The 12,830-nt window shown below is 36.7% G+C and carries 12 protein-coding genes; 5 read left to right on the forward strand and 7 right to left on the reverse strand.

Annotated features, from left to right (window positions below):
* Positions 1–13: 13 nt before the first annotated feature.
* From ACNFU2_RS18300 to tsaD, 3 genes are read right to left on the reverse strand one after another with little or no spacing between them, the layout of a single operon-like run.
* Complete coding sequence (locus tag ACNFU2_RS18300) at positions 14–709, reverse strand: RsmE family RNA methyltransferase (protein ID WP_273650792.1); 696 nt, start codon at positions 707–709, stop codon at positions 14–16.
* A gap of 38 nt (positions 710–747) precedes the next feature.
* Positions 748–1,113, reverse strand: a complete 366-nt coding sequence (locus tag ACNFU2_RS18305) for a four helix bundle protein (RefSeq protein ID WP_418122602.1) — start codon at positions 1,111–1,113, stop codon at positions 748–750.
* 44 nt (positions 1,114–1,157) lie between these two features.
* A complete protein-coding gene (gene tsaD / locus ACNFU2_RS18310; RefSeq protein WP_172283920.1) occupies positions 1,158–2,174 on the reverse strand; it encodes a tRNA (adenosine(37)-N6)-threonylcarbamoyltransferase complex transferase subunit TsaD in 1,017 nt (338 codons plus the stop codon).
* Between the two features lie 4 nt (positions 2,175–2,178).
* On the opposite strand from tsaD, the gene ACNFU2_RS18315 reads away from it, so the two are divergent.
* The 5 genes from ACNFU2_RS18315 to ACNFU2_RS18335 all read left to right on the forward strand — a co-directional run bounded on the left by ACNFU2_RS18315 (position 2,179) and on the right by ACNFU2_RS18335 (position 9,084).
* On the forward strand, positions 2,179–6,981 hold the full coding sequence (locus ACNFU2_RS18315) for a translocation/assembly module TamB domain-containing protein (RefSeq protein WP_273650794.1): 4,803 nt from the start codon (positions 2,179–2,181) through the stop codon (positions 6,979–6,981).
* A gap of 134 nt (positions 6,982–7,115) precedes the next feature.
* Complete coding sequence (locus ACNFU2_RS18320; RefSeq protein WP_089029148.1) at positions 7,116–7,586, forward strand: Lrp/AsnC family transcriptional regulator; 471 nt, start codon at positions 7,116–7,118, stop codon at positions 7,584–7,586.
* A 68-nt stretch (positions 7,587–7,654) separates the two neighbouring features.
* Complete coding sequence (locus tag ACNFU2_RS18325; protein ID WP_172284183.1) at positions 7,655–8,032, forward strand: hypothetical protein; 378 nt, start codon at positions 7,655–7,657, stop codon at positions 8,030–8,032.
* Between the two features lie 108 nt (positions 8,033–8,140).
* A complete protein-coding gene (locus ACNFU2_RS18330; RefSeq protein ID WP_273650795.1) occupies positions 8,141–8,668 on the forward strand; it encodes a TetR/AcrR family transcriptional regulator in 528 nt (175 codons plus the stop codon).
* A 2-nt stretch (positions 8,669–8,670) separates the two neighbouring features.
* Positions 8,671–9,084, forward strand: coding sequence for a nuclear transport factor 2 family protein (locus ACNFU2_RS18335; protein WP_172283926.1), 414 nt, complete (start codon positions 8,671–8,673; stop codon positions 9,082–9,084).
* A 77-nt stretch (positions 9,085–9,161) separates the two neighbouring features.
* On the opposite strand, the gene ACNFU2_RS18340 is transcribed toward ACNFU2_RS18335, so the two are convergent.
* The 4 genes from ACNFU2_RS18340 to ACNFU2_RS18355 form a co-directional block, all read right to left on the reverse strand.
* Positions 9,162–10,109 carry a transketolase family protein gene (locus ACNFU2_RS18340; protein WP_273650796.1) on the reverse strand — a complete coding sequence of 316 codons (948 nt, stop codon included), beginning with the start codon at positions 10,107–10,109 and terminating at the stop codon, positions 9,162–9,164.
* Positions 10,110–10,119: 10 nt separating this feature from the next.
* Positions 10,120–11,283 carry a hypothetical protein gene (locus tag ACNFU2_RS18345; RefSeq protein WP_273650797.1) on the reverse strand — a complete coding sequence of 388 codons (1,164 nt, stop codon included), beginning with the start codon at positions 11,281–11,283 and terminating at the stop codon, positions 10,120–10,122.
* A 32-nt stretch (positions 11,284–11,315) separates the two neighbouring features.
* The gene (locus ACNFU2_RS18350; protein WP_273651083.1) at positions 11,316–12,170 is read right to left on the reverse strand and encodes a transketolase; all 855 of its coding nucleotides are present in this window, start codon (positions 12,168–12,170) and stop codon (positions 11,316–11,318) included.
* A 104-nt stretch (positions 12,171–12,274) separates the two neighbouring features.
* Positions 12,275–12,796: a hypothetical protein gene (locus ACNFU2_RS18355; protein ID WP_172283933.1), complete on the reverse strand. Its 522-nt coding sequence runs from the start codon at positions 12,794–12,796 to the stop codon at positions 12,275–12,277.
* Positions 12,797–12,830: the final 34 nt, after the last annotated feature.

Genomic DNA, 12,830 nt, shown 5'->3' on the forward strand with positions numbered 1-12,830 from the left:
TAATGTTATGCAGCTATTTTAGATGAAGGTAATTCCATGATGCGACAAATATGCCTGCTGTTTCGGTTCTGAGTCTCTGATTTCCAAGGGACACGGCTCTTACTTTTTGATCTGCAAGAGTTTGAATTTCCTTTTCAGAAAAATCACCCTCAGGACCAATAAGAAAAGTGAAATGGTCCAGTTTGGGAATTTGATTAAGCTCAATTCTCTCCAGGTTTTCATGGCAATGAGCAACAAAAGTACTTTCAGGGGATATACCTTTTATAAAATCTGAAAACTTTACGGGATCATGAATGACAGGAAAGTGAAATCTCAGACTTTGTTTTGAAGCTGCAATAGCTTGTTTTCTTATCTTATCAATGTTGATATTTTTACGTTCTGTCTTTTCAGTTATTAAAAAACTGATTTCGGAAATACCCATTTCTACAGCTTTTTCTACAAAAAACTCTATCCGGTCAATATTTTTAGTAGGAGCAATCGCGATATGGAGTTTAGGATTGAAATCCGGAAGTCCGGTTTTGATGTCGGATACCTCCAAAAGAGCTTTTTTACCTTCCAAAATCAATTTTCCAAAGGCAAGATTTCCATTTCCATCTGTTACATGGACTTCCTCTCCGTTTTTCATGCGAAGAACTTTTACAATATGTTGTTGTTCCTCATCATGTATTGTTACGGTATTGTTTTCTATGTGTCCGTGAAATAATTTCATAAGTTGATAGCTTTTGATCACTGAATTGTTAATTAGGGCTAAGATTCATTATGGATGGACTTCTTTAATGAATTAATTTGATTAGAAATGAATTCCGACTGACCTCTTAAATGAAGGTAATCTTCATAATTTAAAAGTTGCAGATCGTGCGAAAGAATTAAAAAATTAACTACTTCTATTGTTGAGCCAAAAGCGGTATCCAAAAAACGGGATTTATCTTTCTTTGATTTTCTTAACACCCCTTTTGCTATATGAGCCGGAATGTTTACACTTGCTTTTCGGATTTGATCGGTGATTCCAAACCTCTCACTTTCTGGAAAAGATTGAGTTACAATATAAATTTCCTTAACCAATTGCCGGGCATTTTGCCAGACTTCTAATTTTTCAAAGTAAAACTGATCCATCTTTTACGATTTTCAAATTTGCAACTTTACAATTTAGCAAAAAATTACAAATCATATTTCGATGTTGCACTCGTTCTCAAATCTGTAAATTCTCCTCTTTCGAACTTGAGTTGTGCTACCATAGCGATCATGGCTGCATTGTCCGTTGTGTATTCAAATTTTGGAATGTAGATGTTCCACCCAAGTTTTTGATGGTTGTCCTGCATTACTTTTCTTAATTCTGAGTTGGCTGATACACCGCCGGCAATGGCTACTTCAGTGATGTTAAGTTCTTTTGCGGCTTTTTCAAGCTTGTTCATTAATATCTCAATAATAGCTTTCTGTACGGAAGCACATAGATCGTTGAGGTTTTCCTTTATGAAGTCAGGATTCTTTTTTACCTCTTTCTGGATAAAGTAGAGTACTGAAGTTTTTATCCCACTGAAGGAGTAATCGTAATTTTCCAGTTTGGGTTTGTTGAATTTGAATGCGTCGGGATTTCCTTCTCTCGCTAATTTGTCGATAATAGGACCTGCAGGATAATCAAGATCAAATATTTTTCCGATTTTATCAAATGCTTCTCCCGCTGCATCGTCTGTGGTTTTACCAATAATCTCCATATCGAAATAGTCTTTTACCAAAACGATCATGGTGTGTCCTCCACTCACCGTAAGGCATAAAAATGGGAATTTTGGCGGCATAGGATTTGCATCGTCAATAAAATGCGCTAAAATGTGAGCCTGGAGATGGTTTACCTCGATCAATGGGACATCTAAACTCATAGCCAGGGATTTAGCAAAAGACGTCCCCACAAGAAGAGAACCTAAAAGTCCTGGTCCGCGTGTAAATCCTATAGCAGAGATCGCATTTTGTTGTATATTTGCTTTGGTGAGAGATTTTTCAACAACGGGAATGATGTTTTGCTGATGGGCCCTTGAGGCCAGCTCAGGAACAACGCCTCCATATTCTTTGTGAATAGCCTGATTGGCAGCAATATTAGAAAGAATAGTGTTCCCTTTGATGATAGCTGCTGATGTGTCGTCACAAGACGACTCGATACCTAAAATTATAGACTCGCTCATAATAATGGCAAAGTTAGAGAATAATAACGAAAATGAGAATAAAAAATCTGTAACTGAAAACTTAAGTGATCAGGTACAAAAGACTGTAGAAAATGTTGAGGAAAAAGTAAAAGAAACGGTAAAAGAAGCCTCTGAACTTGCTTCCGATGCTGTTCATCATCCGGTGGAAACTGTTCAGGAATTTGGGAAACAGGCCGCTAAAGATGTTACCAGCTATTCATGGTGGGCGAGACTTTTACTTATTTTATTCTGGTTGGTCGTTTCTGTTGTTGTTGCTATTGTCATTATTATTAATCTTCCTGTTACCAAACAATGGGCTGCAGATCAGGCGTTGCAGATTGTCAATAAGGATTTTAAAGCAGATATGTCCACTGAAAGTGTGGAAGTAAATTATTTTGGAAATGTTACCATCAGAGGATTAAAAGTTAAAGATTATAAAGGACTAGAGTTTATTAAGGCACGTGAGTTCCGGGCAAATTCGGACTGGTTATCGCTGGCAGCGGGGGCTATTTCCGGGAAAAGCAATTCTTTGAGCTTTAATTCCCTTACGATGATTAATGCCGATGTTAAAGTAATTACATATAAAGGAGATAGCATTTCAAATTTTATTAGATTTACCCAATTATTTGATAACGGTAAGAAAAGGGATCCGAAAAAGCCGGCTTTTGAATTGAATTCTCGCATACAAATCATTGACTCTAAAGTTTCTATCGTTAACCAAAACTCACCGGGAGAGGCAGGGAAGTGGCTTACTGCGACAAAGTTCAACCTGAAGGCTCCCAATCTTAAAGTGAGTGGACCTGATGTTTCTGCGTTGATCAATAATATGTCCTTCGTTACAACACGATGGGGAAAATCTCATTTTGTGGACACCTTCTCGACGGAATTATCTTTAACCCATAAACATCTTTCTCTTAAAGATTTAACGATAAATACAGATCATACCCTTTTGCAGGGAGATATTAAATTTAACCTCAATAACGGATCCTGGGCGGATTTTGCAGACCGGGTACGGTGGGATATGAATCTTAAACAGGGAAGCCAGTTAAGCGGATACGATATCAGTTATTTTGTCACCAACTGGGATAATTTTAAACCTTTCAATGTCTCCGGGAAAATGAATGGCCCGCTGAATAAATTTTATCTTGAAAATTTCCTTATCAGAAACCCTGACGTCAATATAGCAACGCAGACGATGAAGGTCAATAACCTTCTGAAAGGAAACTTCCAGATCGAAACCAACAATCTTTCTACTGATTTTACCTACGTGGATCTAAAGGCCATGATGCCTTCATTCATTTCAAAAAAGATGAAGAATTTTGCAGATGATTTCGGAAGGCTGAAGTATAACGGAGCGGCAAGAGTAAACCCTGATCAGATCTTTATTCCGAACGGAAATCTTATGACCGGAATCGGACAGGCCAGGATTACAAAACTTACTTTGTCCGGCTATAGTACAGCTATGCCAAAATATGCAGGATATGTAGAAGCAACAGATCTGAATGTTTCCGTAATTACAAAAAATAAGGCTGTAGGTTTAATTTCCGGGAAATTTGATATTACCGGACAAAGCTTTGATGTTAATACCATGAGGTTGACCACAAAATCTCAGATTTCGAAGGTTGAAATCATGAATAAGGAAATTAATAACCTCTATCTGGATGGCTTACTGGATCACAAGAAGTATAACGGAACCATTACTGTCAATGATGAGCAGGCTAAGGCTACTGTAAAAGGGCTTATTGACTTCAGCACTTCGCGAATCGCTATGGATGTAAATGCTGATGTGAATTACCTGAACATGAATTATTTTACAGATAAGCCCGGAAGTCAGGTGGTAAGCGGACAGGTAATCGGAAAAATGTCCATGGCCACCATTAATGACCTGGCGATAGATGTAGAGGCTAATAACATTAATTTTGCTACAGCAACGCAAAAATATATCATTCCCAATGCTAAACTCAAAACATTTATAGAATCGGGTAGCAGGATTATTTCCGTTGATGCTCCGGGAGCTGTAAATGGAAAAATATCAGGGAAGTATAACCTGGCTGATCTTACCGGAATGGTAGAAAACGGATTGGGGAAAATCCTGGTAGGGCCGCCACCCAGAAAGTTGTATCGTGGACAAAATTTTGCCATGAATTTTGATGTTCAGCAAGGATTGGTAAGCTATTTCCTGCCGGATCTTAAGCTGCCTCAAGGTGCTGTAGTAGAAGGGGAATATGATGGAAATGCCAACAATCTTAGGTTGAATGTAGATGCTGCTTCCCTAAAGTATATAATGACCAAAGAAGCGGAGATTACAGAAGCCGATAAGGCATTGGCAGAAGCTAATCCTGCTTATAAAATAAACGAGAGGGGAAATATTACCAGAGACAGTGCTTTAGTGGATAGTGTAATGGTTAGAATAAATACGGCTAACCTGGATGAACAATTGTACGCTAAAATAAATAAGGTACAATACAATAATAATATCCTTAAAGACATCACGCTTAGTGGTAAAAATGAAAACAATTCCATATTACATTTAGCAACCAAATTTAAACATGGCAGTCCGGCAGATGAACTGGATGATAATCTTAAAGAATATGCGATTAACGTTAATCAATCTACCAATGCCGGAGGTGATTTTGTTTTTAAATTTGATCCTACCGAAGTAAAATTCAATGATGTAACCTGGGCCATAGATACAAGTCCTGAATTGAATCACTCAATTACTTACAGGAAGAAGACCAGTGACTTTGAAATCAGTAATTTGAAAATATATTCGGATAAAAGTGTTCTGTTTATTAAAGAATCTACCTTCAAATCTGCTAAAGACTTTTATGTAGATGCAGATATCAATGATTTTGCTATTGAAAAGCTCCTGGAAATGCAGTCTGGTGGGAATTCCATGGACATCAAAGGGCTGGCAAACGGAAGTGTGAAAATAAGGATGGATAAGAGCACCTTACAACCTTTGGTGGATTTAACGGTTGATGATATCAAGATGAACGGAACGGATATGGGAGATCTTACCATCTCTGCAACCAATGGCTTCTCGCTTAATGTTTACGATATTGATGTAAAAGTAACATCAGCAGGGGTGCTGGGAAATAATAATTTGAATCTTACCGGAACTGTAAATAACAACACTGCTTCTCCAACGATTGATCTGGTAGCGGAAATGAGGGATTTTAATATTTCATTTGCTCAGCAGTTTGTGCAGTCTATCTTCGGAAACCTGAGAGGTAAGGCAACAGGGGACCTTAAAATAAACGGTACCTTAAAGAATCTTGACTACAGTGGTGATATAGCTTTAAAAGATTTTGGATTAAAACTTTTGTTTACAGGAGTAGACTATTCGTTTGACGATACAGTCATTCCACTATCAAAAGGATTGGCAATTTTAAATAATATTGAAGTTCATGACGGGCGATCCAATTCTAAAGGTAATATTTCGGGGGCAATTCAGTTTGAAACCCTTTCTTCAATGGGAGTCAACCTTGTAATGAGGGCTGATAATCTCTTAGTATTGAACAGCACTCAAAAAGATCTTGATCTTTTCTGGGGTAGAGTATATGGACAAGGGGATCTCTATATTGACGGTCCTGTGTCTGGTCTCAGTATATCCACGCCAAATATGAAGGCTCTTAGCGGAAGTACATTTACCTTTAACTCAGGTTCAACTTCCAATGTTGAGGAGTTCAAAATGCTGAGGTTCCTAAAAGAAGGAAAAGACGGATTGGTAACTCTTGAAGAAAAGAAAAAGACGGGAGCCAATATGAATATAGACTTTTCTCTTGATGTAGATAAGGGAACGACTGTAAATGTACTGGTAGGAGATGATGTAGGTAATATTACGGTAAAAGGAGAGGCTCAAAACTTAAAATTCCTCATGAACAGACAAGGGGCTATTGCAATGGGAGGAACTTATAAGGTAGAAAATGGTACTTTCGTTTCAAAAGCTATTCTTAATAAAACATTCCAGATAGAAAAAGGAAGCAGTATCCGTTGGGATGGTGATGCAATGAGGCCTGCACTTAATATTACGGCGAATTATGTAAGGATGGTTTCAAATGCAGGGCAATATTTGAATATGGGTAGCCTTCAGCCAATCAGTATTTTATTACAGGCAAATATTACACAGTCATTGACGGATCCTAAAATTGACCTCGATGTTTCTGCTTTGGACGTTTCCAGCCAGGTAAAAGAAACCTTGGCAGCAAAAATGAGCCAGGAGGGAGAAAAAGTATTGCAGTTCGGATCTATATTACTATTGAATAGTTTTAATATTTCAAATACCGGAGGTGTGGGTGTAGATGTTGCCGGTGTAGCGGAATCATCCGGGTATAATATGCTTTTAAAGCAATTGGGATCTGTTCTTAATACAATGAGTAACGAATTTCAGATTGACCTGAATTATGTAAAAGGAGACCAGAACTCCAATACAGGAGACCGGGCGAACGCCGGTGTAAGCTTTGCACTTTCTCCAAGGATTAAAGTGAAGACAGGTTTAGGTATTCCTTTAACAAAAACAGAGAGTACGGAAGCTAATTATCTCTCCGGAGAGGGATCTATTGAATACGATATTTCTAAGAAAAATGACGGAAGTTTAGTTTTAAGAGGTTACTCTAAACCTACGAATATCGGAATGGGTGTGGTAGGTGCAGGTACTAACGGATCTGCAAATCAAGCCTATGGAGGCGGTGTTGTGTGGAGTAAAAGCTTTAATTCTTTGTTTAAAAGAAAGAAAAAAGACAAAAAACCTGTAGAGACTGGAAAAGAAATAAAAACAGATTCCCTAAAAGCAATGGGTAAATAATTTGAATATTTTAATGATTTTTATCATCCGTGTTAATTATTGTTAATTATTGTTATAATTTTTTTAGTTAAATTATTTTTTATAGATTTGCAAAAAATACATAGATTTTTTAAAAAAATTGTAATTTAACTAATATGAACTATCAACTGGACGAAATAGACAAAAAGATTCTTGATTTCTTAGTAGAAAACACAAGAATGCCTTTTACTGAAATTGCTAAACAGATGGATGTGTCTGCGGGTACAATTCACGTAAGAGTGAAAAAAATGGAAGATGCAGGTATTATTTTGGGATCATCCCTTAATATCGATTATGGTAAGTTGGATTATCACTTTACTGCTTTTATCGGAATTCTTTTAACTAAATCAAACCGTACTCAGGAAGTTTTAAAAGAGTTATCAACTCTTCCAAACGTAATCGAGGCGAGTGTGATCTCTGGAAAGTATAATATTTTCTGTAAAGTAAGAGCGAAGAATACGGAAGACGCTAAAAGAATTATCTATCAGATAGACGATATTCAGGATGTTATGAGAACAGAAAGTATGATTTCCATGGAAGAATACTTAAGTGATAAAAATAGACTAATCAACGCTATTTCTATTTAATCAAATTCTAAACGAATAATTATAGAAGAACTTATGATATCATTCATAAGTTCTTTATTTTTGTACCTATGGAAGAATACAGTTACTTTGATGAGGACCCAAAGAAGGGATGGGGTTTTATTTTAGCATTTGCATCTTTAATGTTATTTACAATCATGGGATTGGGGATAGATGTAGATGAATACCTGCAGCACGAATACCTTAATATTCCCAGATGGTATTTTTATGTCATCTTTTCTATAGACATTCTTATGATGATAAGTCTCATACTGATGTTTTTTTACAAGAAGATAGGCATATTTACTTTTCCTGCTTTGCTGGTTCTGCATTTCTTTATGCACAACTATTATCTTTCAACATTCCTGTACACGGATGTTACCAATCTTTTCCTCTTCACAGGATTTGGGATGCTTGCAATAATTCCTAAATGGAAATTTTTCAAATAAAAATAAGAAGCCTTCGTAATGAAGGTTTTTTTTATTTGAAAATTAACAGACAGACCTGTCTGTATGTTACTATTTTTTTCTACCTTTGTTTCAATAATATATTGGTTTATGATATCTCCAAAAGAAAGGATTGTAGCAACGACAATGAAATTATTTTCCACCCAGGGATACAACTCTACAGGGATCAATCAGATTATTTCAGAAGCGAGTGTAGCCAAAGCGAGTTTTTATCAGTATTTTAAGTCCAAAGAAGATTTGTGTGTTGAGTTTTTGAATACCAGGCATACTTACTGGTTCAATGAACTTGAAACCTTTACGGCGGGGAAAAGAGGGGCTAAATCGAAAGTAATGGCTGCTTTTGACTTCCTGATTGACATGAATCGAAAAGAGAATTTCAGGGGCTGCAGCTTTCTCAATATTTTATCTGAAATTCCAACTGATAATACCAAGATACTGAATGTAATTCAACATCATAAAACAGATCTCCGTAATTACTTTATGAAAATAGTGGATGATGCTGAGATCAGTGATCATATTTACATGCTTTTTGAGAGCAGTATTATAGAAAGCCAGTTGTTTAGATCCAATGAACTTATAGAAAAATCAAAAAAGATAATCACCAATTTAATATCATAAAAATGGAACAGAAACACCCACTTCCACCTTTTACCCTTGAAACGGCAAAAGAAAAAATCCAGTTAGCAGAAGATGCCTGGAACAGTCAGGATCCTGAAAGGGTTTCTAAAGCGTATACTCAAGACAGTGAATGGAGAAACAGAGACCAGTTTGTGAACGGGAGAGAAGAGATCATTGAATTTCTCCGTCATAAATGGGAAAAGGAGCTCAATTATAGGCTTAAGAAAGAATACTGGGCACATACCGATAATCGTATAGCCGTACGTTTTGAATATGAATATCAGACAAAAAATGGAGAGTGGTTCAGAGCCTATGGAAATGAGAACTGGGAGTTTGATGAAAACGGACTTATGAAAAAGAGATATGCCAGCATCAATGATTTAGCGATTAAGGAAGAAGAACGCAAATTTAAATAACAGCAGAACGCGATTCTGTAAAAAATAAAAGCATCCCATCTGGGATGCTTTTATGTATATAAAAATTGTCAGAGAAATTATTTCCCTAAAATTCTTTTTACGGCTTCTTTTACAGCAGCAGCATCAATCTTGTATTTCTTCATCAATTCAGCAGGAGTAGCAGACTCTCCGAAAGTGTCGTTTACTGCCACAAATTCTTGTCTTGTTGGTCTTTTTCTCGCCAACATTCCCGCAACTGACTCTCCTAAACCTCCTAAATAATTGTGCTCTTCAGCAGTTACTATTTTGCCGGTTTTTTCAACTGATTTTAAGATAATTTCCTCATCAAGCGGCTTAATAGTGTGGATATTGATCACCTCACAAGAGATACCTTCTTTTTCAAGCTCATCTGCAGCTACAAGAGACTCCCAAACAAGATGTCCGGTTGCCACGATTGTAACATCTGTTCCTTCCTGCAACATAATTCCTTTTCCGATTTCGAAAGGCATATCTTCAGGAATGAATACAGGAACGGTAGGTCTTCCGAATCTTAAGTATACAGGACCTTCAAAATCAGCGATAGCAATAGTAGCTGCTTTTGTCTGGTTGTAATCACACGGATTGATTACCGTCATTCCAGGAAGCATTTTCATCATACCAATGTCTTCAAGGACCTGGTGAGTAGCCCCGTCTTCTCCTAATGTAAGCCCGGCATGTGAAGCACAGATTTTTACATTTTTTCCTGAATAGGCAACAGATTGACGGATCTGGTCATATACTCTGGAAGTAGAGAAATTGGCAAACGTTCCGGTAAAAGGAATTTTTCCTGTAATACTAAGACCTGCAGCGATACCGATCATATTGGCTTCAGCAATTCCTACCTGGAAAAATCTTTCCGGTGCCTTTTCAATGAATTTCTCCATTTTTAAAGATCCGATAAGGTCTGCACAAAGTGCTACTACATTTGGATTTTTATCTGCAAGCTCAGCTAATCCGGCTCCGAATCCTGAACGTGTGTCCTTTTTTTCTGTATATGTATATTTCATTTTTATTTTTTTAATCTAGAGTTTTTAAATAATTATTTAATTTCTTTTTATCAGATTGATCAAGTTTTTCCTGAATCGTATTAAGGTAAAGAACTTCTCTTCTTATTTCATCCAAAGTAAGTTTGATACCTACATTGTGTCCTGCCGATTGTGTAAGATACATATCACACATCTGACCCACATAATTTCTTAAATGTCCTTTTACTTCTTTAAGCTTAAAGGTTGGAAGATCTTTTTCGAAATTTTTACAATGCTTAGGCAGTCCTTTCCAAAGAGTTTCAGCCGGAATGTTTGTAATAGCCAAACTTCCGTCTTCATCCTGGTTCTCCTTATATGAAGAAACATAGTCGGGAATATAATAATAAGTCTCATCAGCATATGGAACTGCGGCTGTAGCAGCAGAATCAGCTACGATAGCGGTAGAATCAGTTGTTGCATATACGGAATCAGCCTTTGCATATTCTTCTTCCTGCTTTTTGTAGGCAATCATCAGAGAGTCCTGTTTTCTTTGTCTGTCCATCATTGCTTTTCTATGATCAAAAAATACCTGATCTTGAGAATCTTTTACTGATTCCAGTACAAAGTACTCTTTATCATACGTTTTTTCAGGACCCACTTTTAAAATAAGGCCTTTCAGGCCGGAGCTCTTCATTTTTACGCCCGGAAGATACTGATTCAAAAGTCCGTTAAATACAGACATGTTATTGATAGACGATTGATCATCAATACACAATTTTAAATCTTCATTTTCCTTTTTCGTTCCATCTTTTGAACGGTAGTTGACCAGATAATGTGAGCAGGGCATTCCCAGAATAGTTTCTTTTGTATCCAGTTTTCTGGCTTCCAAAGTATACTCTTCCTTTTCTCCATAATCATAGCCACTGTACCCTAAATACATCAAAGCACTCAAACCTGAACCGGTAAGACGGCTGTTCATTTCTAATGAAACCGTGCTTGTTCCCAATGCGTCGGTATAATAATACATGGGAATCTCTTTAATGTTCAGACGGGTGAGAAATTCATTATTCTTACTTGCATACATTTTTAGGGTAGGTAAAGAAGCTTTCTTATCAATCATTTGATAATTAAACACTTTAGAGAAAGAAATTTTTTTCTCTTGAGCGACTCCTAAAATAAAGCTTGTAAGCAAGCAGATTATGATGAATTTTTTCATGGAATACTTGATAATTGTGACAATCAAAGATATTAGTAATCTGCAGGAGCTTCCAGGTAAAGTTGCTTAAATGCTGTGTCTAATTGCTCGTCATTAGGCGCTTTACCATGCCAAGCATGACTTCCCATCATATAATCCACTCCATAACCCATTTCAGTATGAAGAAGGATCGCTACCGGTTTTTGTTTACCTGTTTCTGTTTTTGCTTTTTCAAGAATAGCAATCACCGCTTCAAGGTCGTTCCCGTTTTTCTCTTCTAATACAGTCCATCCAAATGCTTCCAGTTTAGCATGCAGATCACCTAAACTCAATACATCATCAGTATCACCATCGATCTGACGACCATTGTAATCGATCGTAGAAATAATATTATCCACTTTCTTTGCCGCAGCAAACATTAAAGCTTCCCAGATTTGTCCTTCCTGTAATTCACCATCACCATGAAGTGAGTAAACCAATGATTTATCTCCGTCTAATTTTTTACCTAAGGCAGCCCCTAAAGCTACAGAAAGTCCTTGTCCCAAAGAACCTGAAGCAATACGGATTCCAGGTAATCCCTCATGAGTAGTCGGATGTCCCTGTAATCTTGAATCAAGCTTTCTGAAAGTCTTTAATTCCTCAACCGGAAAAAAGCCAAATCTAGCCAAAGTAGAATAAAAAACAGGTGAAATGTGGCCATTGGAAAGATAGAAATGATCCTCATTTTTACCTTCCATAGTGAAAGGAAGATGATAGTTCAATACTTTTCCATAAAGCGCTGTAAAGAATTCCGTACATCCTAAGCTTCCACCAGGGTGTCCTGAATTAACAGCGTGAACCATTCTTAAAATGTCTCTTCTGATTTGTGTAGTAAGAGATTTCAACTCTTCGATACTTTTACTCATTATATCTGATTTATTTGCACGCGAATTTACGATTTTTTACTGGCTTATGGAAATTCAAAATCCGGACGGAATGCCCGGATTTTGAATTATTTAAAGATTTGAAGCTTTTAGCAGCCTTCATTAAGCGATACTGAAATCTCGGTAACAATATTATCAACCAATTTAAAAGACAATATGGTTGAGGCATCACTGTCGTTCAGAATGAAATAACTTTGATTTTTAATGGGCTTGCCCTTATCATCCCATCCCGGATATGCACTATAGCTTGGATAATTTTTGTAAGCATTAATAATCTCATCTTTTGTACTGCCTACACCAATACCACTTTTGGTTCTGAATTTTTTACTGGTTGTGGAAATGCCATATATACTATATCCATTAGTTTCTTTTCCATCATTATCATATTCCTGGCTGGTGCTGATCATAAGGATTTCACCATTGTATTTTACAGAGTTTTTATATTCTCCGTCGGTTATTTTCAGTTTTGTTCCTGAAATTTTTTCTATCTCCGCACTTTTCATAAATACTTTATAAGGGCCTATTCTAAGGGTTGAAACTTCAAAGTTTTCCTGTGCTGACACAAAGCTGAAAGCCAAAAGACCCAATAAAAGCTGAAAGATTTTTTTCATGGTATGTATTAATTATTTTGAGTTTGGTTATTGA

Source organism: Chryseobacterium sp. PTM-20240506, assembly GCF_048296755.1.
Lineage (GTDB): Bacteria > Bacteroidota > Bacteroidia > Flavobacteriales > Weeksellaceae > Chryseobacterium > Chryseobacterium proteolyticum.